Annotated in this window: 13 protein-coding genes; 7 read left to right on the plus strand and 6 right to left on the minus strand. The window is 65.5% G+C overall.

All coding sequences use genetic code 11. From position 1 onward, the window contains the following. Positions 1 to 218: 218 nt before the first annotated feature. The 6 genes from K1X74_11505 to K1X74_11530 all read left to right on the plus strand — a co-directional run bounded on the left by K1X74_11505 (position 219) and on the right by K1X74_11530 (position 13,185). Complete coding sequence (locus tag K1X74_11505) at positions 219 to 2,504, plus strand: UvrD-helicase domain-containing protein (protein ID MBX7166947.1); 2,286 nt, start codon at positions 219 to 221, stop codon at positions 2,502 to 2,504. After that, positions 2,505 to 3,956 carry an NADH:flavin oxidoreductase gene (locus K1X74_11510; protein ID MBX7166948.1) on the plus strand — a complete coding sequence of 484 codons (1,452 nt, stop codon included), beginning with the start codon at positions 2,505 to 2,507 and terminating at the stop codon, positions 3,954 to 3,956. A gap of 53 nt (positions 3,957 to 4,009) precedes the next feature. After that, positions 4,010 to 7,261, plus strand: a complete 3,252-nt coding sequence (mfd, locus tag K1X74_11515; protein MBX7166949.1) for a transcription-repair coupling factor — start codon at positions 4,010 to 4,012, stop codon at positions 7,259 to 7,261. Positions 7,262 to 7,372: 111 nt separating this feature from the next. Further along, a complete protein-coding gene (locus K1X74_11520) occupies positions 7,373 to 9,169 on the plus strand; it encodes a peptidyl-prolyl cis-trans isomerase (GenBank protein MBX7166950.1) in 1,797 nt (598 codons plus the stop codon). Positions 9,170 to 9,327: 158 nt separating this feature from the next. Beyond that, on the plus strand, positions 9,328 to 10,800 hold the full coding sequence (locus K1X74_11525; protein ID MBX7166951.1) for an aldehyde dehydrogenase family protein: 1,473 nt from the start codon (positions 9,328 to 9,330) through the stop codon (positions 10,798 to 10,800). A 96-nt stretch (positions 10,801 to 10,896) separates the two neighbouring features. Further along, positions 10,897 to 13,185 (plus strand): FdhF/YdeP family oxidoreductase, encoded by a 2,289-nt coding sequence (locus tag K1X74_11530; protein MBX7166952.1) that lies wholly within the window; start codon positions 10,897 to 10,899, stop codon positions 13,183 to 13,185. Between the two features lie 12 nt (positions 13,186 to 13,197). On the opposite strand, the gene K1X74_11535 is transcribed toward K1X74_11530, so the two are convergent. From K1X74_11535 to K1X74_11560, 6 genes are all read right to left on the minus strand, one after another. After that, positions 13,198 to 14,436 carry a DUF1559 domain-containing protein gene (locus K1X74_11535; GenBank protein ID MBX7166953.1) on the minus strand — a complete coding sequence of 413 codons (1,239 nt, stop codon included), beginning with the start codon at positions 14,434 to 14,436 and terminating at the stop codon, positions 13,198 to 13,200. A 214-nt stretch (positions 14,437 to 14,650) separates the two neighbouring features. Continuing rightward, positions 14,651 to 14,923: a DUF4242 domain-containing protein gene (locus tag K1X74_11540; GenBank protein MBX7166954.1), complete on the minus strand. Its 273-nt coding sequence runs from the start codon at positions 14,921 to 14,923 to the stop codon at positions 14,651 to 14,653. Positions 14,924 to 14,977: 54 nt separating this feature from the next. Next, a complete protein-coding gene (mutS, locus tag K1X74_11545; GenBank protein ID MBX7166955.1) occupies positions 14,978 to 17,557 on the minus strand; it encodes a DNA mismatch repair protein MutS in 2,580 nt (859 codons plus the stop codon). Between the two features lie 167 nt (positions 17,558 to 17,724). Beyond that, positions 17,725 to 18,723 (minus strand): flagellar motor switch protein FliG, encoded by a 999-nt coding sequence (gene fliG / locus K1X74_11550; protein ID MBX7166956.1) that lies wholly within the window; start codon positions 18,721 to 18,723, stop codon positions 17,725 to 17,727. 381 nt (positions 18,724 to 19,104) lie between these two features. Then, positions 19,105 to 19,581, minus strand: a complete 477-nt coding sequence (locus tag K1X74_11555; GenBank protein MBX7166957.1) for a chemotaxis protein CheX — start codon at positions 19,579 to 19,581, stop codon at positions 19,105 to 19,107. 156 nt (positions 19,582 to 19,737) lie between these two features. Continuing rightward, positions 19,738 to 20,376, minus strand: a complete 639-nt coding sequence (locus K1X74_11560; GenBank protein ID MBX7166958.1) for a DUF1080 domain-containing protein — start codon at positions 20,374 to 20,376, stop codon at positions 19,738 to 19,740. Between the two features lie 284 nt (positions 20,377 to 20,660). On the opposite strand from K1X74_11560, the gene K1X74_11565 reads away from it, so the two are divergent. After that, positions 20,661 to 23,129: hypothetical protein (locus K1X74_11565; protein MBX7166959.1), on the plus strand; the 2,469-nt coding region annotated here is incomplete at its 3' end.

Genomic DNA, 23,129 nt, shown 5'->3' on the forward strand with positions numbered 1-23,129 from the left:
TCCTTACCTCCAGGCGACGTTACGATAACAACTGATCGCGTTTTGACAAGCATTTTTCCCGGCAAAACGCCCCGCGGCGGCGCCGTCGACGCTAGCACTCGCCTCGTCAAAGCAGCGACGGACCGTCATACTGCAGTGGGGCATCGCCGTGCCTCGCCTGTCACGCCATCCTGCCGATTGAGACCTCGTCTGTGACCAGTTCGGATCGGAACGACCCGCTGCGCCAGCTCACCGCCGCGCAGCGCGAAGCGGTCGAATTCGGCGATGGCCAATTGCTGATTCTCGCGGGCCCCGGCAGCGGTAAGACTCGGGTCATGACTCACCGCATCGCGAGCCTGCTGCATCGCGGCGTGCCGGCCCGGCAGGTGCTCGCGCTGACGTTCACAAACAAGGCCGCCGAGGAAATGAAGCAGCGCGTCGCGCTGCTGGCGCCGGGCGAGTCGGTGTGGATCAGCACGTTTCACCGCTTCTGTGCCCGGCTGCTGCGGCAATACGCGCCCCTGGCCGGCCTGACCGAGAACTACACGATCTACGACACCCAGGACAGCGGACGGACCCTGAAGCGCGTGCTCGACGAACTGGAGCTCGATGCCCTGCATTACGGCATCGACCAGATCGCCTCGGCGATCAGCTGGGCCAAGAACCGCCTGATTTCGCCCGACGAATACACGCCGCGGGTGGGCAGCACGCTGGGCGCCATCGTCAAGGCCGTGTACCCGGCCTACCAGGCGCAATTGTTGCGGTCCAGCGCCGTCGATTTCGACGACCTGTTGTTCCGCACGGTGCAACTGCTGCGCGACTCGCCCGAGGTTCGCGGCCAGCTCGATGCCCGTTATCGGCATGTGCTGGTCGACGAGTACCAGGACACCAACTTCGCGCAATATGCCCTGGTCCGGGCATTGTCGGCCGACTACCCGAACCTGGTCGTGTGCGGCGATCCAGACCAGTCGATCTACGGCTGGCGCGGGGCGAACATCGGCAACATTCTCGACTTCGAGCGCGACTACCCCGACGTGCACGTCGTGCGGCTCGAGCAGAACTATCGCAGCACGAAGAACATCCTCCGCGTGGCCGACCAATTGATCGGCCACAATCGGCGCCGCAAGCCGAAGCAGTTGTTCACCGACAACATCGCCGGTCCGCCGGTGCGGCTCACGGCGTATGCCACGCAACTGGCCGAGGCCGAGGACATCGCCCGCCAGATCGTCGGCGACATTCGCTCCGGCCGGCGGCGGCCGAAAGATGTGGCCGTCTTTATGCGCACCAACGCCTTGAGCCGAACGCTCGAAACGGCCCTCCGCGAGGCCGGCGTGCCGTACATGCTGGTCAACGGCGTCGAGTTCTATCAACGCCGCGAGGTCCGGGACCTGCTCGGCTATCTGCAACTGGTCAATAATCCGCGCGACGACAACGCGCTGCTGCGGGTGATCAACGTGCCGCCGCGCGGTATCGGGGCCACGACCGTCGAGCGGCTCAAGGCCCATGCCCGACGCTACGAGCAGACCTTGCTCGAGGCGGCACGCGAGAGTGGGCTGATCGAGGGCCTGGCCAAGCGCAGCGCCGTCGGCGTGGCGCGATTTGTCGCCATGTTCGACCGGATCAGCGAGGCGGCAACCAGGCCGGTCGAAGAAATCGTCGGCCTGGTCCTCGCGGAAACCGACTACCGTGCGCTGTTTGCCGATTCAGAAGACGAAGACGACCAGAACCGGCTGGCCAACATCGACGAACTGCTCTCCGCGGCACGGCAATTCGACGAGCACAATCCGGGCGACGGTCATCTCGAAGAGTTTCTCGAAACCACGGCGCTGGTGAACGACACCGACGAATTGGCCGGCGATGCGGTGATGCTGATGACCCTGCACGCGGCCAAGGGCCTGGAATTCCCGGTCGTCTACCTGATTGCGGTCGAAGAAGGCCTGTTGCCCCACGAGCGCAGCCGCGACAACGACGAGCAGCTCGAAGAAGAGCGCCGGCTGCTGTTCGTCGGGATCACGCGGGCTCGCGAAGAATTGCAACTCAGCATCGCCCGGGTGCGCGACTATCGCGGCCAGCGGCGATTGACCATTCCCAGTTCGTTCCTGCTCGAACTGCCGCGCGAAGAAATGGAGCTGAACGAGGACGCCATCCGCTCGACCTCGTGGGACTTGCAGCTCGACGAGACGAGCGCGGCCGACGTCGTGCATGTGGACCCCTCGGATCACGAAGATATTGTCGACGAGCCGCCGACCCAGGCGCCGACGGCGACGTCAGCGTATCCCGCTCTGACCGCCGGCACGGCGTTGCAGACGGCGGCTGAACTAGGCGGAGCCACGAAGCGTCGCCTGCCCGCATTGCCGCTCGATGCTTTTCGCCAGGGCATGCGCGTCACGCATCCCACGTACGGCGCCGGCACGATCGCGGCGCTCAGCGGCAGCGGTTCGTGGCGCGTCGCGCTGGTGCGGTTCGATCGCGAGGAGGCGAGTCGCAAGTTCATCCTGGAACGCAGCGAACTGCGGCCGGCGTAGATGTACACCAAGGTTGCCCAATTCAAGTCGCCTGCGGCGCTGGCTGCCCGGCTCGCGGAACTCGGCTGCGAGTTGCCGGTCGAAGGCGCCGTGCTTTCGGCCGCGCAGGATTCGCCCTTGGCGCAACCGTTGGAGGTGGCCGGCCGCCGCCTGGGAAATCGGTTTTGCACCCATCCGATGGAGGGTTGGGATGCCAACGCCGACGGCAGCCCCTCGCCCCTGACCTTGAGACGCTGGGAGCGGTTCGGCGCCAGCGGCGCCAAGCTCATCTGGGGAGGCGAAGCGGCGGCCGTGCAGGCCGACGGACGTGCCAATCCGCGCCAGACGCTCGCCACGCCCGACAATTGCGACGGTCTCGCGCGGCTGCGCGAAAAGCTCCTCGCGGCGCACCTCGCCGCACACGGCACGACCGACGATCTGCTCATCGGCCTGCAATTGACGCATTCGGGGCGCTATGCGCGCCCCGACGCGGCCGGTCCGGCGCCGCGCATCGCTTACCATCATCCACTGCTCGATCCTCGTCTGGGCATCGGGCCCGACGACGACTCGGTCGTCTGGAGCGACGACGAACTCGAACGGCTGATCGATCGTTTCGTGAGCGCTGCGCGGATGGCGGCCGAAGTGGGCTTCGATTTCGTCGACGTCAAGGCTTGCCACGGCTATCTGCTGCACGAATTCCTGAGCGCCCGTCGCCGGCCCGGACGATTCGGGGGCGATTTGACCGGCCGCTCGCGCGTGCTCTGCACGATCATCGAACGGATTCGCGCGGAGCTACCCGCCCTGGCCGTGGGCGTGCGGTTGAGCGTGTTCGACACGCCGCCGTTCGAGCCCGGCGCGGATGGCGGCCAGGCCGTCGACTTTGCGCGCTGGCTGCCGTACGAATTCGCCTTTGGTGCGGCGGTCGATGACCCGCTGCGGATCGACCTTCGCGAACCGATCGAACTGCTGCGCCAGCTGTCTCGGATCGGCGTGGCAGCGGTGAACCTCTCGGCCGGCAGCCCCTACTACAACCCGCACGTACAGCGGCCGGCGATCTTTCCGCCCAGCGACGGCTATCGGCCGCCCGAGGACCCGCTAGTTGGCGTTTGGCGACAAATCGATGCGGCGCGCCAATGCAAGCAGGCCGTGCCCGAGCTGGTGATGGTCGGCACGGGCTATACCTATCTGCAAGACTTTCTCCCCCACGTCGCACAGGGTGTCGTCCGCGCCGGTTGGATCGACGCGGTCGGTCTGGGCCGGATGACGCTGTCCTACCCGGAGCTGCCGGCCGACGTGCTGGCCGGACGTCCGCTGCGCCGCAAGCTGATCTGCCGCACGTTCAGCGACTGCACCACGGCCCCGCGGTCCCACCTGGTGTCGGGCTGCTACCCGCTCGACGAGCACTACAAACGCCTGCCCGAGGCGGCGCAATTGGCCGAAATCAAGGCGGTTCGGCGTGCGGCTGCGGATTGACCGCAGCGTTGGTCTTGGTGGCCGGGAGCCGCACTCCTAGAATTCATCCGCTCATGACGACGACGCGCGCCGAGCCAGCCTTCGTGCCGGCCGAGCAGCTCTACGAGCTGGCCGCACGCCTGGAAGCGGTTGAAGGATTCGCCGAAGTCGTGGCCAGCCTGCATCGCGGGCACGGGGCCACGCTCGACGGAGTCTGGGGCTCGAGCTGCGCGCTCGTCGCGGCGGCGCTGCTCCGAAGTTCACCGGGCACGCTGGTCGTGGCCACGCCGACCGCCGAAGAGGCCGTCGAGCTGGAAGCTGATCTCTGCCTGTTTTCGCCGCAAGTTGCCGAGCCGTTCCCCGCCTGGGAGACGCTGCCGGAAGAGCTCACCGTCGGCGACGACATCTTTGGCGAGCGGTTGCGGCTGTTGAAGCGCCTCGCGCAAACGCGCCGCGGCGAGGTCGAGGCGCCCCGGTTGATTGTCACCTCGATGGCGGCGCTGCTGCAGCCGGTGCCGCCGGTCGATCTGCTGGCCGAACGCACACGGCGGCTGGTCGTCGGCGAATCGCTCGACGTCGAGGACCTGCTGCGCTGGCTGCTGGAGCGCGGCTTTCGCAACATGCCGGCCGTGCAATTGCCCGGCGAGTTGTCCACGCGCGGCGGGATCGTCGATCTGTATGCGCCGGACTGGGAACATCCCGTGCGCGTCGAGCTGTTCGACGACCAGATCGAGTCGATCCGCAGTTTCGACGTGGCCCGGCAGCGGAGCCTCGAAACACTCACGGTCGTCGAGCTGACGGCGCTCGAACCGCAAGGCCACGCGGCCGCGCACCTGGCCGACCATTTGCCCCCGTCCAGTTGGTTCTTGTTGGTCGAGCCGCAGGAGTTGCAGGAAGAGGGCCGCCGTTACCGCGGACGACTGGATCGGCCCGAGTCTTGCCATACCGTCGAAGAGGTGCTCCAGGGCGTGATCCGCTTTCCTAGCGTCACCGCCGCGGCCATCGCCACCGGCTCGTTCGAAACGACCTGCCATATCCAGGTCGAATCGATCGAGCGATTCAGCGGCGAGATCGGCCGGGTGCGCGACGAGCTCGACACGGCCGCCGTCGGTCAGCGCGTGATTCTCGTCTCCCAGACCGAGGCCGAAGCCCGGCGCCTCGGCGAGGTTTTCGGCAGCACGCAGTTGGCGGCCTCCGGGCGATTGCAATTGGCGATCGGCCGCTTGCGCGCCGGTTTCCGCCTGGTGCTCGACCGGATCGTCCTGGTCAGCGGTGGCGAGCTGTTTCATCGCACCGAGGTCGCGCGCCCCACGCGGCGGCATCTGTCGCGCGCAATCGACAGTTTCCTCGAGCTGCGCGAGGGCGACCTGGTCGTGCACCTGGCCCACGGGATCGGCCGTTATCTCGGTCTGCGCCTGCTCGAAAAAGGCGACCAGGTCGAGGAGTACCTGGAGATCGAGTTCCAGGAACAGTCGAAGATCTACGTACCCACCTCGAAGATCGAGCTGGTGCAAAAATACGTCGGCGGCACCAAGGCCCGGCCGACGCTGGCCCGCATCGGCGCCAAGACCTGGGTCCGGCAGAAACAGCAGGTCCAGGCGGCCGTCGTCGACCTAGCTACGGAAATGCTGGAGCTGCAGGCATCGCGGGCCGCGCGGCAAGGCATCGCGTTTCCGACGGACACCGAATGGCAGCAAGAATTCGACGCGGCGTTTCCCTATTCGCCGACGCCCGACCAGGACGTGGCCATCGAGGCCGTCAAGCGCGACATGACCACGCCCCGGCCGATGGACCGGCTGATTTGCGGCGACGTCGGCTACGGCAAGACCGAGGTGGCCATGCGCGGGGCCTTCAAAGCGGTCGACGCCGGGCACCAGGTCGCTGTGCTTGTGCCCACCACGGTGCTGGCCGAACAGCACGGCCGCACGTTCCGTGCGCGGATGGCGGAGTTTCCCTTCCAGATCGCCGTGTTGAGCCGGTTTCGCTCGCCGCGCGAACAGGCCGAGATTCTCGAAGGGCTCGCGGCGGGCTCGATTGACGTCGTGATCGGCACGCACCGTCTCGTCCAACACGACGTGCGGTTTCACAACCTGGGCCTGGTGATCATCGACGAAGAACAGCGGTTCGGCGTGCAAGTCAAAGAGCGGCTCAAGGCTCTCCGCCAGATCGTCGACGTGCTGACGCTCACCGCCACGCCGATTCCGCGCACGCTGCACATGTCGCTCTTGGGCCTGCGCGACATCTCCAATCTCGAAACCGCTCCGGTCGATCGCTACGCCGTGGAAACCCGCGTCACGCGGTTCGAGCCCGGGCTGGTGCGCCAGGCCGTGCTCCGCGAATTGAATCGCGGCGGGCAGATCTTCTTCGTGCACAACCGGGTTTACGACATCGAGATCATCGCCCACCGCCTGCGCGACATCGTGCCCGAGGCCACGATCGGCATCGGGCATGGCCAGATGAACGAGCACGAGCTGGAACGCGTGATGCTCGATTTTGTCGATCACAAGTTCGACATTCTGCTGGCCACGACGATCGTCGAGTCGGGCCTGGACATTCCCAACGCCAATACGATCTTCATTCACGAGGCCAGCCGATATGGCCTGGCCGACTTGCACCAGTTGCGCGGACGGGTCGGGCGCTACAAGCACCGCGCCTATTGCTACCTGCTCCTGGAGCCGAACGAGTCGATCAATTCGCAGGCCGCCAAGCGTTTGCGCGCCATCGAGGAATTCAGCCACTTGGGCGCCGGGTTCTCGATTGCCCTGCGCGATCTCGAAATCCGCGGCGCGGGCAATATTCTCGGCACCGAGCAAAGCGGGCACATCGCCACGGTCGGCTACGAGTTGTACTGCGAGCTGCTCGATCAGGCGGTCCGCCGACTGAAGAGCCTGCCGCCGCGCGAAACGGTCGACGTCGACGTCGACCTGCCGGGCCAGGCCTACCTGCCGCGCAGCTACGTCAGCGATATGCGGTTGAAGATCGATCTGTATCGCCGCCTGGCCCGCGTGTCGAAGCAATCCGAGCTCGACGATCTGGCCAGCGAGCTGGCCGATCGCTTCGGCGCCCGGCCGGCCGTGGTCGACCGCCTGCTGGCACTGATGGCAATTCGCATCGCGGCGGCCCGGTGGGGCATCGACTCGGTACACCGCGAGGATGAATATCTGGTGTTCACCTACCGTTCGCGGCCGGCGATCGAAAAGCTCGCGGCCGCGGCCCGGCAACTGCGGATCGTCGATCACCGTAGTGCTTACTGGCCGCTGGCAACCGAGGTCCTGGACCCGGACGAATTACTTTCCTTGTGCAAGTCGATCTTGCAGCGCAGTTAGGGGCCTTTCTAGAATCCCGCCCCGGTTCCTCGCGCCGGCTATTCAGCTCGTGCGGGGGGCGACTTCTCGCCGCGTCATCGGGTCTTTCCTTTTCGCGCGCCGATCGGCCACGTGAATCAACTGCTGCAATCCTTGATCCTGCTGGCGGGCATCGTCCTGGCCGTGCTGCTTTGGCTCAAACCGGCAGCCCGTAGCGAGCTGCTCGAATTACTCGGCCCCTTGCAGGCGCACGCCAGCTCATCGGTCGATGCGCGAGACCACCAGGATTTCGCGCCGGAATACCGCCCACAAACGGCGCCTTCACCCCAGCGAAATCCTTCGCCGGAAGTCGAAGCGCTGTTCGAATCGCCTGCGCCCGTCGAAGCCGATTCGTCGCTGCCGCCGGCCGAGGAGCCGCTGGCCGGACTATCTTTTGACAGCACGGCGGGTTTCGCCGTTCCACTGGGAGCAAAGCCACCGAACGCGCGCGCATTGCCGCCGGCCCCACCGCCGCTCGAGGCAGAAGCGCCCGAGCTGCTGGATGCGCCCGACCAGACGCAACCGGCCGCGGCGCCGCTCGTACCGGTCCGCAGCCCCTCTGTGAGCCCGAGCGGTTGGCAGCCGAGCGCCGCGGCGCCGCAGTTTCTAGCGCCGACTCCGGTCGTGCCGCTCGCCCAAGGAACTGCCTTTGCCCAAATGCCGGCGGCCGGGCCCGTACAGCCGGCCGTTTATGCACCCGGCTTCGATCCTCCGCCACCGGTGTCGGCGCCGGCTGCGCCGCCCGAGCAGCCGCTCCCGCAGAGCGTCATGCCAGCGCCAGTCGGCCCTGCCGCACCGCCCCCTGCCCCGGCGATGCCCACGGCCCCCGTTGCTGCCCCTGTGGCCGAAGTTGTGCCGCAGCCCGGCGTCGAAGCGGCGCCCGCCGAGGTGCCGACCAGTGCCAACGTGCTCGACTCGGCGACGATCGTGGCCCGCATCGATGGCGAGGTTGTGCTCGCCGGCGAAGTGCTCGGGCCAATCTCGAGGTTTTTCGCGCAACAAGGTAACGCCATTCCCGCAGAGCAGGTGGAGCAGGCGCGCGTCGAACTGGCCCGGCAGCGCGTCGCGGAACTGGTCGAGATCAAGCTGATTTACAGCGATGCTCGCCGGTCGATCCCCAAAGACAACTTTCCCAAGCTGGAAGCGCAGGTCGACAAGCACTTCGAAAACGCGGAGTTGCCGCACCTGCTCGAGCAACACAACGTCGCCACGGCGGCACAACTCGACGCGGTGATGCAATCACAAGGCGACACGCTCGAAGCGACGCGGCGTCGATTCCGCGAAATGTACATCGCCCGCGGCTGGATGAGCGAAAAAACCAAAGACCATAGCGAAGTCACGCACGACGACATGCTGGCTTTCTACAAGGAGCACGAGGCCGAGTACCACTTTCCCGCCCAGGCGCGGTGGGAACAGCTCACCGTGCGCTTCGACCAGACACGCGATCGGGCCGAGGCCCGCCGCAAGATTGCCTGGATGGGCAATCAGGTTGTGAACGGCACGCCGTGGGCCGAGATCGCCCGCGCCCATTCCGGCGGCCCCACGGCCGACGAGGGCGGACAGCGCGATTGGACCACCAAGGCCAGTCTGCGATCACAGGTCCTGGACCAGGCGCTGTTCGCGTTGCCCGTCGGCGGCATGAGCCCGATTCTCGAGGATGAATCAGGCCTGCACATCATTCGGGTCATCGAGCGTCGCGACGCCGGCCAGACCCCGTTGGGCGACGCCCAGGCAGAAATCGAAAAGAAGATCAAGCAGCGGCGCGGCCAGTCGAAGCAGGAAGAATACCTCAGTCGACTGCGGTCGCAGGCGCAGATCTGGACGATTTTCGACGAGCCGAACGGGGCCCTGTTCTTCGCCCGGCAGCCGGTCGGCACGCGCACCCGGTAGCGACCACCGAACGGCGCCCGGGGATTTTCTCAGGTCGCCTCGCCGCGTGCATTTGGCCCGCCTCTTTCCGCCATCCGAGGCGCAGCGGTAGAATTCCCGCGGGGGACGGCAGTTGCGCCGTGCTGCGCATCCTTGGCTCATCTCGGAGGAGATTTCCCATGGCGACCATGACCTCGGCGGCCAAACGTCCGCAGATTCGTCAAACCGAATGTTTTATCGACGGACGTTGGCAACCCGCTCATAGCGGCAAGACCTTCGAAACGATCAATCCGGCGACCGAAGAAGTGATCGCCCATGTGGCCGAGGGCGACCGGGCCGATATCGACCTGGCCGTGCGCGCCGCGCGCGAAGCGCTCGAACAGGGGCCCTGGGGCAAGATGGACGCCCGCGACCGCGGCCGGCTGATGCACCGGCTGGCCGATTTGATCGAGGCAGAGATCGACGAACTGGCCGCGCTCGAATCGCTCGACAACGGCAAGCCGATTCGCGATGCCCGCAATGCCGACCTGCCGCTGACGATCGACTGCCTGCGGTACTACGCGGGCTACGCCGACAAGCTGCATGGCCAGACGATTCCCATTCGCGGCGATTATTTCACCTACACGCGCCGTGAGCCGGTGGGCGTCGTCGGTCAGATCATCCCCTGGAATTTTCCGATGTTGATGACGGCCTGGAAATGGGGGCCCGCGCTGGCTGCCGGCTGTACGGTCGTGATGAAGCCGGCCGAGCAGACGCCGCTCACCTGTCTGCGGATGGCGCGGCTTGCGCAAAAGGCCGGCATCCCCGACGGGGTGATCAATGTCGTCCCGGGCTATGGACCGACGGCCGGCGCCTCGATCGTCAAGCATCCCGACGTCGACAAGGTAGCCTTCACCGGCGAACATCGCACGGCTCAGATCATCATGCGTGACGCGAGCGATTCGCTCAAACGGCTGACCTTCGAACTCGGCGGGAAAAGCCCCAACATCGTCTTCGCCGACGCCGACCTCGAGGCCGCCGCCACCGGGGCGCACTTTGGCCTGTACTTCAACCAAGGCCAGTGCTGCTGTGCCGGCAGTCGCCTGTTCGTCGAAGACAAGGTCTACGACAAGTTCGTGGATCGGCTCGTGGCGATGAACAAGCGGCGCCGCCTCGGCGATCCGCTCGATCCCGACACCGAGCAGGGTCCGCAAGTCGACCAGGCCCAGTTTGACAAGATCATGCACTACATCGACCTGGGCAAGCAGGAAGGCGCCGAGTGCCTGACCGGCGGCGTGCGGCACGGCAACCGCGGTTACTACATCGAGCCAACGCTGTTCGCCGGGGTCAAGGACGACATGGCAATCGCGCGCGAAGAAATCTTTGGCCCGGTGTTGAGCGTGCTGCGATTCAAGGACATCGACGACGTCGTGCGGCGCGGCAACAACACCATTTTCGGGCTGGCCGCGGCCGTCTGGACCCGCGACGTCGGCAAGGCCCACCGGCTGGCCAAGGAGCTCAAGGCCGGCACCGTGTGGATCAATTGCTACGACGTCTTCGATGCGGCCGCGCCCTTTGGCGGCTTCAAGATGTCGGGCCAGGGGCGCGAGCTCGGCGAACGCGGGCTCGACGCTTACACCGAATGGAAGACGGTCACCATCCGCCTCGACTAGAATGCCGTTCGGGCGGTGCCGAGCGACGGCACCGCCCGCCGAGGGCCCTGCCGGCCCGGCGAAATCAGGCGGCAAGTGGATCGACCGGAGACACGTATGCGACGCGCCTCAGGCGGCGGAGGCTGGGCAGCCATCGCCTATACCCTGGCCAAGGCCCGAGAGGTCGGCGGCCCGTGGAAGCTGTGGCGGGCGATGCGCGCCAAGAACGCCTGCAAGACCTGCGCTTTGGGCATGGGCGGACAATCGGGCGGGATGGTCAACGAGCAGGGCCATTTCCCCGAGTTCTGCAAGAAATCGCTGCAGGCCATGGCGGCCGACATGCAGGGTGCGGTCCGCGAAGACTTTTTTCGCACCTATGCCGTGCCCCAGTTGCAGGCCTTCTCGCCGCGCGAATTGGAGCACTGTGGCCGGCTGACGCGCCCCTTGCTGCTGTCGCGCGGCGAGCAGTATTACCGCGAGATCACTTGGGACGACGCGCTGGAGCGGATTGCATCGCGGTTGCGCCGCACCGCGGCCGACGAAACGTTCTGGTATTCCAGCGGCCGCAGTTCGAACGAAGCTGCCTTCTTGCTGCAGTTGTTCGCCCGCCTGTACGGCACCAACAACGTCAACAACTGCAGTTACTACTGCCACCAGGCCAGCGGCGTGGGGCTGGCCTCGAGCGTAGGGACCGGCACCGCCACGATTGAATTGGCCGATCTCGATCGGGCGGACCTGGTGTTCTTGATCGGCGGCAATCCCGCCAGCAATCATCCACGTCTGATGCGTACGCTGATGGACCTGCGTCGCCGTGGCGGCGAGGTGATCGTGATCAACCCGGTGATCGAGCCGGGGCTGGTGAATTTCTCGGTGCCCAGCGACGTGCGGAGCCTGCTGTTCGGCAGCCCGATCGCCAGCTTGTACGTGCAGCCACATATCGGCGGCGACCTGGCCCTGCTGACCGCCGTGGCTCGGCGCGTGCTGGAGCTGGGCGCACACGATGCCGCGTTTCTCGAAGCGCACTGCGAAGGAGCCGAGGCTTACCTGGCTTCGCTGCGTTCGCTCGACGAAGGAGAACTCGCGCGCCGCGCCGGCGTCGAACCGCACGAGATTGCTGAAATTGCGGACCGTTATGTCCGTTCGCAAGGCACCGTGTTTGCCTGGACCATGGGCATCACGCATCACGTGAACGGCGTGCAAAACGTGCAGGCGATTGCCAACCTGGCCCTGCTGCGCGGCATGGTCGGGCGTTCCGGCTCGGGCTTGTTACCGATACGCGGCCATTCGAACGTGCAGGGCATCGGCTCGGTCGGCGTCGCTCCCCAGTTGCGCAAGGCCGTGTTCGACCGGCTCGAGCAACATTTTGCCGTCCGGTTGCCGACGACGCCGGGCCTGGACACGATCGGCTGCCTCGAAGCGTCTCGCGAAGGTCGCCTGAAAGTCGGCATCTGCCTGGGCGGCAACTTGTACGGTGCGACGCCCGATGCCGCCTTCGCCGCGGCGGCGTTGGCGCGCCTGGAGCAAGTCGTCTACCTCAGCACGACGCTCAATACGGGCCACGCCCACGGGCTGGCCGCCGAAACGATCATTCTGCCGATGCGAGCCCGTGACGAGGAATCGCAGGCCACGACGCAGGAATCGATGTTCAATTTCGTGCGGCTCAGCGACGGCGGTCCGGCTCGACATCAAGGACCGCTCAGCGAGGTGGAGGTCGTGGCCGACCTGGCAGCGCGCGTGCTGGGGGCGACCTCGGCCGGCGGCGCGATCGATTGGAATGCGCTGCGCGAGCACGGCCGCATTCGCGAGGCCATTGCCCGGATCGTGCCTGGCTTCGAGGCCCTGGCCACGATCGGGCAGACCAAGCAGGAGTTTCATATCGGCGGCCGCGTGCTACACGGCGAGCGTTTCCCCACGCCCAGCGGTCGCGCACGGCTGATCGCACACGACCTGGCATGCATGCCGGAAGCCGACGATCGATTACGCCTGATGACGGTCCGCAGCGAGGGCCAGTTCAACACCGTCGTCTACGAAGAATACGACCTGTATCGTGGCCAGGAGCGGCGCGATTTGATCCTGCTGCACCCGCACGACGTGGCCCGGCTCAAACTCGAGCCCGAGTCGCGCGTGACGGTCTGCAGCGCCGTGGGCCGGATGCCGGACATCCTGGTCCGGGCTTGGGACAAGATCAAGCCGGGCAACGCGCTGATGTATTACCCTGAAGCGAACGTGCTGGTTCCGAAGGACATCGATCCGGCGTCGCGCACGCCGGCCTATAAGAACGTGGCGATCTGGATCGAAGCCCCGGTCGACACGGCGGCCGCAAACGGGCAGCATCGCGGCACGAGCGACACGGCATCGCCGGCCGCTCACGGCCCGCCCGCGGCGCGGATTCAAGCGGCCTGCTGATCGCCGCAGCGATCAATAGTCGTCCTCATCGAGCAGCGCTTCGGCGAAGATCGCGGTTCCGTAAATGGACGTGGCGAAGAATCCGTCATTGCCGCCGTGCTTGCTCTTATCTTCGGTGGAACGCGTGCGGCGACCGTGTGGTGACATCAACACGCAAAACACCAGATAGTCGACCGTTTCCTGCAAGAACCGCACGTGACCATCGGCAAACGTCACGGTCACGCCGTGCGGATGGTAGCTCGAAGGCCGCGCATAGGGCCAATAATTCTGATGAAAGCAAGGCTTCGGGCTCGGAGCGTGCGTCGCCGCCCCGCCGGGGTCTTGATTGATGGCCAACAGCGGCTGGCTGAGATGCTCCCAAAACCCACAACCCGCGCAAGGAATGCATTCGTCCACACAACACATCGGTTGCGCCTTGCCGCCGGCCGCGGTGGCTTGCCAATAGAACCCGACGCTGTCCTCCAGCACGTCGGTCCATTGCCCAGAGTCGACGTTCTCGCACAACAAGAGCGTGTTCGTCACGCCGTCGACGATGTCAGCTGGACGCACGTGGGTGATCGGTTCGTCGGTCGGCTCGTAAAGGCCGGCCGAGTTTGGACCCGCATAGGGAAACTGAAAATGAAAGATCCCGTTTGCGGCCCAATCGCGCGGGACATCCATTGGCCCCGCCATCATCTCGGGCGGACTGTCGGGGCTGGGCTTGAAAACAGCCTCGGCTCGTTCGTGGCGCCGATCGCGCAGCCCGGTGTTGGCAACATAGCTCAGTGAAGCTTTCGGGCCCAATCCTTCACGGCCCGGCTCGCTCGCCAGGATGTCGCTGGGACAAACCGTCACGCTGAGGTATTGATCCGGCAATACGCCGGGGCCGTACTCCGGCAGCCCTGGATCAGCCGGCACCTGCCCGTTGTACCGTTCGGCAAGATCGCGCCGCTCTAAGAACGGCAGCAGACAAAACACCCAACTGATCGGCCGCGTGGCCGCCTGATTCTCTCCCAGGGCCTGCGGCATGACATAGCCGGGATATTCCCCATGAATCCCCATGTATTGCACGATCGCCAGTCCCAGCTGGCGCTGGTGATTGGCACACGTGTTCTGGCGCGCCGTCTCGCGCGCGGCGTTGACTGCAGGCAGCAACAGGGAAATCAACATGCCGATGATGCTGATGACCACCAACAGCTCGACCAGCGTGAAGCCGGATTGAACCGGCGAAGACCCGCGCGCGCAGCGGCGCGCTCGCATGCTCAGACGCATCGCACACCTCCCCTGGATTGCAGTGTTCGGCTCGTTTTCGAGCCAACCTGTGCGTGCGCGTCGAGCCCGTTGCCTAGCTTCTCTGTTTCGGATCCGGCGCGCGTTGCCGAAAATTGATTGAATCAATTTGGCAAAGCGTAGTCAACGAAAATTCGTCCGATCAGATGACCGACGTGCTTCGCTGTTTAGCGCATTACACAATCTGCCTGCGCGATCAATCGCCGGTCGTCGGGTCGATGATCGCTCGCACTTCCGAGATGCGGTTGGCCGGGAAGCCGCCTTCGCGCGCGTGTCGCTCAACGAGATCCTGGCTCGGAGCAATGTAAACGCAATAGACCTTGTCGTCGGTCACATAGCTCTGGACCCATTGAATCTGCGGGCCCAGTTGGCGCAGCACGCTGCACGATTTCTGGCTGATGGCCTGCAATTCGGCCGGCGAGAGCTTTCCGGCTCCCGGGATGTCGCGTTCGATAACGTACTTGGGCATCGAGATTCCTCACGGATCGTGAACGTGGGGTAAGTGGTCCGAAGGCACACCGCGCTAGCGCGGCTTGACGGTCGCGTCGTCCGCGGCCAACTCGCGCTGCCAGGCTTCGAGCAGCGCCAGGGCCGCCAGCGGGGTCAACTGATTGACGTCGGTCTCGCGCAGCCGGTCGAGCACGGGATGGTCGCTCGGGCCAAACAGCGTCAATTGCAACTGCCGGGGACCCGCACGATGGTCGCCGCCGCCCCCGCGGGCGTGTTCTTCTTCCAGTTGCGCGAGCACCTGCTTGGCCCGATCGAGCACCGTGCGCGGGACACCGGCCAGCCGTGCGACATGGATACCGTAACTCTTGTCCGCAGCGCCGTCGACGATCTTGTGCAGGAACACCACTTGATCGTCCCATTCCTTGACCGCGACGTTCAGGTTGGCGATGCCGCGGCGCGATTGGGCCAGCTCGGTCAGCTCGTGGTAGTGCGTCGCGAAGAGCGTGCGGCAGCCGACCCGGTCGTGCAAATGTTCGGTCACGGCCCAGGCCAGCGACAACCCGTCGTAGGTGCTCGTCCCCCGGCCGATCTCGTCGAGAATTACCAGGCTGTGGGCCGTCGCCCCGTTGAGGATTCGAGCCGTCTCGGTCATCTCGACCATGAAGGTGCTTTGGCCGCGCGCCAATTCGTCACTCGCCCCCACGCGGGCAAAAATGCGGTCGATCAGACCGATGCGTGCTGCCCGAGCCGGCACGAAACTGCCCAGGTGGGCCATCAGCGAGATCAGCGCGACCTGGCGGATGTAGGTACTCTTACCGGCCATGTTCGGCCCGGTGATCAGCAGCAGCACGGCTGCATCGGGGGCCGCTTCGGTGTCGTTCGGGACGAAGGTGCCCGACGGCAAGACCGCATCGAGCACCGGATGCCGCCCGTCGTGGATCGCGAGCACCGGTTCGGCAACGATCTCGGGGCGGCAGTAATTGCGATGCCGCGCCAGATCGGCCAGACCGGCGAGCGTGTCGATTTCGGCCAGCGCAGCCGCGGTGCGTTGCAGCCGCCGCGCCTCGGCCGCCACGCCGTCGCGCAGCGCCGTGAACAACTCATACTCGAGCTGCTTGGCGCGCTCGTCGGCCTGCAACACCTGTTCTTCGTATTCCTTCAACTCCGGCGTGATATACCGCTCGGCGTTCTTGACGGTCTGCTTGCGGATGAAATCTTCGGGCACCTTCTGCCCGTGCGCGTTGGTGACCTCGAGGTAGTAGCCAAAAACCTTGTTGAAGCCGACCTTGAGATTGGGAATCCCCGTGCGCTCGACCTGCGTCGCTTGATAACTGGCAATCCATTGCTTGCCGCCGGTCGCCAGGTCGCGCAACCGGTCGAGTTCGGCGTGAAAGCCGGCGCGAATGAACCCGCCTTCGCGGCTCACCAACGGGCAGTCCTCGACCAGAGCCTCGGACAGACGTGCGAACAAATCGCCGCAGCGATCCAATGCCGCATCCAGGGCCTGCAAGCGGGCCGACGCGGCGCCGGCGAGCCGTTGGCCGATGTCCGGCAACATCTGACAGGTGCGACCGAGAAACGATAGATCGCGGGGACTCGCGCGTCCGGTGGTGACGCGCGCGACGAGCCGTTCGAGATCGTAAACCTTGCGCAGGGCCTCGCGCAGGGCTTCGGCCCGTTGCGGCTGTGCAACCAGTTCGCCCACGGCGTCGAGCCGGTCGTTGATCGCTCCGGCGTCGACCAACGGATTGGCCAGCCACTCGGCCAGGCAGCGCGCGCCAAGCGGCGTCAACGTGCGATCGAGCACGGACAGTAGCGAACCCTCGCGCCGGCCCTCGCGCAGCGATCGGGTCAGTTCGAGACTGCGCCGCGTGGCCTCGTCGATTTCCAGGACCGTGCCCGGCTGGTAACGAACCAGGAGATCGACGTGTCCGAGGCCGGCCTTTTGAGTCTCAGCCAGATAGTCGAGCACCGCGCCAGCCGCGCGGATGGCCGCCGCATCGCGCGGCAGCTCAAAACCAAAACCCTCGAGCGAGTGGGTGCCAAAATGCCGGAGCAGACTCTGCCGGGTGCCCGCCTCGCCGAAGGCCCAAGGGGGCCGTCGCGAGACGGTCCAGCTTGCCAACCCCTGCGGCAGGTCGAGCTGTGCATCGTCCGGCAACAGGCACTCGACCGGCGCGATGCGCGATAGCTCGTCGGCCAGGCGCGCGGCAGGTACCTGCGTCGCGAAAAAGCGGCCCGTCGAAAGCTCGACCCAGGCCAGTCCGGTCGGCGCACCGGGCAACACCGCGGCCAGGTAGTTGCTCTCGCGCGGGTCGAGCAAGGCCTCGTCGGTCAGCGTGCCGGGCGTGACGATCCGCGTCACCTCGCGTTTCACGAGCCCTTTGGCCTGCTTGGGGTCTTCGACCTGTTCGCACACCGCGGCCCGCAAGCCGGCGGCAATCAGCTTGGCCAAGTAGCTGTCCAACTGGTGGTACGGAAAACCCGCCATCGGCGTGGCGTTCTCGCCTTTGTCGCGGCTCGTCAGGGCGATGCCCAGCACCCGCGCCGCCGTCTTGGCGTCGTCGAAGAACAGCTCGTAGAAATCGCCCATGCGGAACAGCAGCAGCGCGTCGCCGCAGGCGCTCTTCGCCTGCTCGTACTGCTGCATCATGGGAGTCGTAGCCACGCGGGTTTCCTTGCCAGGCGGGCGGAAAAAGGCCCCGCAAGACTAACAGCGCGTGGCGGGCGCTCTCAAGTGGCGCAAGCCGGACCCGCCCGGCGCGGCGGCCAGGTCGATTCCGCGCGAGGCCCGGCCCTGCCGCAAAGGAAGACGTCTCGCTATTGGACGAACTGCTCTTGTTCTTCGCCCGAATGCAGTTGCAACTCGCCGGTGTCCTCCAGTTTGCGGATGACGTCGACGATCTGCTGCTGGGCCTGCTCCACGGCGGAGAGCCGCACCGAGCCGAGGAACTCCATTTCCTCTTTGAGCATATCGGCCGCGCGGGCCGACATGTTGCCCAGCACCTTGGTCTTGAGCGCCTCGCTGGCACCCTTGAGCGCCAAGGCCCACTGCGAGGTCTCGACGTTCTTGAAGACGGTTTGCAGGTCTTTGTCGGTGAACTTGTTGATGTCTTCGAACACGAACATCAGCCGGCGGATCTCTTCGACCAGGTCGGGATCTTCCTGGGCCAGGTTTTCTAGCAGCGCGCGTTCGGTGGCCCGGTCGGTGACGTTGAGCATCTCGGCGACGCTTTCCACGCCGCCGGCCTTTTCGAACGACTGGCTCATCACGCTGGCCATCCGCGTTTCGAGGCCTTTTTCGACCTCGTGAATGATCTCCGGGTTGGTCTGGCCCATCTTGGCCACCCGTCGCACGACGGCCAATTGCCGCTCGGTGGGCAGCGCCTTGATCACGTCGGCAGCCTGCTGCGGGCGGAGATGCGAAAGAATCAGGGCAATCGTCTGCGGATGCTCGTCGGAGATGAACGTCAGCAGGTTCTGGCTGTCGACCTTCTTGAGAAACGCGAAAGGAATCGCTTCGATCGACTGGCGCACGTTGTCGAGCGTGCCGCCGGCATTCTTGCCCAAGGCCTTTTCCACCAGCGTCTTGGCCAGGGCCAGGCCGCCAGAATGCGTGGCCACGGTCGCCGGGTTCGATTCGGCGAATTCCCGGATCGCCACCTCTTGTTCGTCAGAATTGAAGCGGCCGATGCGGGCGATCTCGATCGACACGGCCTCGACGGCCTTCGCATCCATCTGCGCGAGTAGCTGAGCGGCCTGCTCCTCGGGCAGGCTCATCAGCACGATCGCCGCCTTGCGAAGTTCATTTCCGGCCATCGTGCGGCCTTCCCGTGCGTAGTGAGATCCTGGTCGAAGGGTCGGCCGTGCCGCAATCTCCCAACCACCAGGCGATCACGCCTGCCACGGCTTGCGGCTGTTGATCGGCCAGACGGCGGAATTGAGCCACGGTCGCTGCCTGGGTCGCCGAACGAGGCGAGTTCGGGCGATCACTCGCCTGCCGTCGTGAGAACATAGGGCGTCTACCCAAGGCACGTGCCGCACGAAATCCCCTAGCTTGCACCAGCCGATCGACAGCCGGGCGCGAAGCGGCCCTGATATCGGCCAGGCAGCCGGGAATTCTTGAGCCGAAGCGGCGGGCTAGCACCGCACTCTTGCCGCCGGCGCCCGCGTAGTGTTCGTCGCCTGCCGCGCCACAGGTCAGACCGCGACTGGCGCGGCGACTTCGTTCAAGCCCACTTCGAGCGCCAAGGGCCCCCAGGGCGATTCAAAGTCGATCACGATTGGCTTGACGTTCGAGGGAAAGCGGACTTCGTGCCCGCGCCCGGTGATCACGTTGGGCAGGCTGATCGAGAGGGTGAAATCCGTGAGTTGGGCCTTCGCAGCCCCGGCCACCATGTTGGCGAGCTCGCCCACCGCGTCGACAACGTCGTTGTTGATCTCCGTGGCCTCGGTCATGAGCATCGTGCTGGCGGCCCGCAAGGCCACGTCCCCCGACAGGCTCAAGACGACCGTGCCCTGGGCCTGTCCCGAGAGGCCGACGATTCCGCTGACCTCATGGTGGGGCGACAACGACGATTTCAGGCTCAGCGACTTGCGCGAGATCGGACACCCCAGCATGGTATCGAACGTGTTCACCAAGGCCGAGATAAACGGATTGATGTACTCGACCTTCATCGCCGGACCGTACCCTTCGTGCGCGCTGCCCGCGCAGCAGCCGCGCTGCGCGAAGTTGTCGCAAACTTAGAACGCACTCTTGCCAGGGGCAAACCGGAGCACCGTCCGGCGGTACCGGTTGTAGTGATCGTGCGCAAGCTGCCGGCGCGCGAGACCTTAATCGACGGAGCGAACTTCGACCTTGCGATACTCAAGCGTCGAGCCGTGGTTTTGCAGGCCCAAGTACCCGCTGGTGCGCGCCACGCCGGGATGCTCTTTGAGCTGGTCCTGGTAGTCGTCGAGATTGGCCTTCACGATCTGCGTGCCATTGAGCGTCACCTCGACCTTCCGACCGACGCAGCGGATGTGCATCGATTGCCACTCGCCCGCAGGCTTCGAGACGCGCGGCTTGGCCGCGGCCAGGCCGTACAGACTGCCGCAGTATTGATACGGCTGCAAATTCGCATATTGCGCATCGGCGTCGTCGAGCACCTGGACTTCCATGCCGGCGAACGCCGGGTTGCCCTGGTGAGGCGCCCGCAGGAACACGCCGCTGTTGCCACCCTTCGGGACCCGGAACTCGACGCGGATCTCGAAGTCGCTGTACTGCTCCGTGGTCGAAAGCCAGCCCCCTTCGCTCCCGCTGCAGACCAGCATTCCGTCGACCACCTTCCAGGCCGATTCCGGCCCGTCGATCGCTTGCCAGCCCGAGAGATCCTTGCCGTTGAACAGCGGTTTCCATTCGCCTGCGGCGGCCAGTGCGCCGGGAAGCACGGTCATGAACAACAGCGCGAGCGAGACATTGCGGGAGGACATGCGTAGAGACTCCGGAGCTGCGAGGCAAGGCATGCGGCGGACGTGGGCCACGCCGCGGCGGGTGGCCCGAGTGTAACGCACCTCGCCTCGAATTGCAGAGATTCGGTCCCCTCCCTGCCAGGTGAAAAAAACATCGACCTCCACGACAGGCCGGGTTACCATAGGCCCGTTACATCTCCTGGGGGGGAACTCCGATGATGCGCCGCAAGCGGTTCGGGCAGGGTCTCTGCGCAGACAGTCGATCACGGCATCTGCGGCTCGATAGCCTGGAACCGCGCCTGCTGATGGCCACGCGCGTGGTCACCATTGGCGATAGCTGGGCCAGTTTCATCGCCAACGGCGCGCCGGGGTCGATCGCCGATTCCGGCACCGGCAACAGCCTGCAGACGGTCCTCAATGCGTTCGGCACCGGGGCGCAAGTCTACAACGGCGGGTTCTACGGCGGCACGGCGGCCCAGCACGCCACGTCGTTGGCACAGATCACGGCCAACATCAATGCCGCCGGCCCCGATGCCGACATCGTTTACCTCAGCTCGGGCGGCAACGACATGCTCCTGGGCTCGCTCGCCGGCGGCTGGTATCTCGACATGCCGCCCGCCGCGGCCAGTGCGCTGTACGCCTCGATCCAGGCCAATGTGCAAACCGTCGTCAACCACATCCTCAGCCTGCGGCCGGACATCCAAATCGTCATCGGCAGCTACGACTATCCGAACTTTTTCGATCCCGATCTGACCAACGGCGGGTCGGCCCAAGTCTTGCGGGCCAACTATCACCTCGGCCTCAGCGGCACCGGATACCTGGTTAATCCGTTCCTCGAATTCCCACAGCAACAGGGAGCGAACGCCGCGTTCCGTTCGCAGGAACAGGGCAAAATCGATATCGCCAACGCCAGCCGCCGCGTCCATCACATCTACAACTACGGTCTCATCAATTCCCTCGACGGCTACGAGGGGTACTTCGGCACGGTGGCGGCAGGCTTTTCGCAGGCCACGTACAACGACCTGCCGATCGACCGCGACCGCCTCGGCAGCAGCGGCGGCGACCCGATTCACCTGGACACGACCGGCTACAACGTCCTGGCGCTGAATACGTACAACGGCTTCTTCAACACGGCGCTGCAAAACGCTGCGCTTGCCCTGAACACGAACTCGATCAACTACGGCAACGTGCGCGTCGGCACCAACGGCGGCTTCGGGCTGATCGCCTCGAACTCGGGTCCGAATTTCACCAAGGTCAAATCGCTGCAATTCGCCGCCGCCACGGGAGACTTTTCCGGTGGCGGGACGTCCTTCGACCCCTTGTTCAAAGACCCCTCGCTGGGCAGCGACAGCGCAGCGGTCAACTACGTCTATGCCCCCAGTGCCCGCGGGGCCGACGCGAGCAGCGTGCTGGTCTCGAGCAACAGCGGCAACGTCAATGTCAATCTGTCGGGCACCGGCGTCGGCCCGGTGTTCAGTGGTGCCTCGTCGGTCGACTTCGGCAATGTTGCCAACGGCAACAATTCGACTTTGCCGCTGAACATCGTGAACTCGACTTCGGACGGCAACCTCGGCAACCTGACCAACTTGTCGCTCTTGTCGGCCGTCATCACCGGTGACGATGCCGGGTATTTCACGCTCAATGGATTTACGCCCGGCATGTCGCTCGCCGCAGGTGCCGGCGCAGGCATCAGCGTCACCTTCAACGCAAACATGCCGAGCGGTCCCAAGAACGCGGTCCTGACGATCACCACCGACGTCGGCGCCGCGTTTGGCGCGTCGGGACAGGTGATCAACATTCCCTTGACGGGCTTCTCGTACACGGGCCCGCCCGTGGCCGAAGCTGGTGGGCCCTACACGGGGACCGAGGTCGGTGTCGCGCTCGCAGGGTCGGCCACCGGTGCGGTGACGAGCTACGAATGGGACCTGGACAATAACGGCTCGTTCGAAACCCCCGGGCAGAATGTCGTCTTCTACGCTGCCGAGCAAGGGGTGTATACCGTCGTGCTAAGGGCCAACGGTCCCGGCGGTAGCACGACCGACACGGCCAGCGTCACGGTAAACAACGCGCCACCCACCGCGGCGATCGCCGCCGCGTTTGCCACGCAGTTCCGCGGCGAGTCGGTCACCTACACGCTCACGGCGACCGATCCGGCGTCGGCCGACCAGGCCGGCGCGTTCACCTGGGACATCGACTGGGACAACAACGGCGTCTGGGACCAGTCGGTCAGCGGTCCGGTCGGCACGACCGTCACGCACAGCTATCCGACCACCGGCACCAAGACCATCGCCGTCCGCGCGACCGACGACGATGGCGGCACCGGCGGCAGCTCGACCACGAACGTCACCGTCAACAAGCAGGTTGCTCGCTTCAACGGCTCGACCACGGATTTGCTGTGGGGCGGCACGCCAGGCTTCGACGGCGTGTTCTTCATCGGCGCCGGCACGTCGATCACCGTCTTCACCCAGTTCGAAAACTCGGTGCTGAACTACTCAACCGCACTCATGTCGGGCATCAACGGCCGGATCAAGGCCTACGGCTACGACAGCCTCGACGTGATCAGCGCGGAGTTCATCGGCCAGCGGATCGTCGAACTCTACGGCGGCAACGGCGACGACGCTCTGTACGGCGGCAACCGCGGTGACTGGCTCTACGGCGGCCAGGGCAACGACCTGCTCGTCGGCGGCACGCAAGGCACCGACCAGGGCGACCGGCTGTTCGGCGAAGACGGCCTCGACGTGCTGTTCGGCTACAAGGGGGCCGACACGCTCGAC

It is taken from the genome of Pirellulales bacterium (assembly GCA_019694435.1).
Taxonomy (GTDB): Bacteria; Planctomycetota; Planctomycetia; order Pirellulales; family JAEUIK01; genus JAIBBZ01.

Excerpts from the sequence above, each read along its gene's own strand:
- K1X74_11525 (MBX7166951.1), top strand. The coding sequence starts at position 9,328 with ATGGCGACCATGACCTCGGCGGCCAAACGTCCGCAGATTCGTCAAACC.
- K1X74_11540 (MBX7166954.1), bottom strand. The coding sequence starts at position 14,923 with ATGCCCAAGTACGTTATCGAACGCGACATCCCGGGAGCCGGAAAGCTC.
- mfd (MBX7166949.1), top strand. The coding sequence starts at position 4,010 with ATGACGACGACGCGCGCCGAGCCAGCCTTCGTGCCGGCCGAGCAGCTC.
- fliG (MBX7166956.1), bottom strand. The coding sequence starts at position 18,723 with ATGGCCGGAAATGAACTTCGCAAGGCGGCGATCGTGCTGATGAGCCTG.
- mutS (MBX7166955.1), bottom strand. The coding sequence starts at position 17,557 with ATGATGCAGCAGTACGAGCAGGCGAAGAGCGCCTGCGGCGACGCGCTG.
- K1X74_11510 (MBX7166948.1), top strand. The coding sequence starts at position 2,505 with ATGTACACCAAGGTTGCCCAATTCAAGTCGCCTGCGGCGCTGGCTGCC.
- K1X74_11530 (MBX7166952.1), top strand. The coding sequence starts at position 10,897 with ATGCGACGCGCCTCAGGCGGCGGAGGCTGGGCAGCCATCGCCTATACC.
- K1X74_11535 (MBX7166953.1), bottom strand. The coding sequence starts at position 14,436 with ATGCGTCTGAGCATGCGAGCGCGCCGCTGCGCGCGCGGGTCTTCGCCG.
- K1X74_11555 (MBX7166957.1), bottom strand. The coding sequence starts at position 19,581 with ATGAAGGTCGAGTACATCAATCCGTTTATCTCGGCCTTGGTGAACACG.
- K1X74_11560 (MBX7166958.1), bottom strand. The coding sequence starts at position 20,376 with ATGTCCTCCCGCAATGTCTCGCTCGCGCTGTTGTTCATGACCGTGCTT.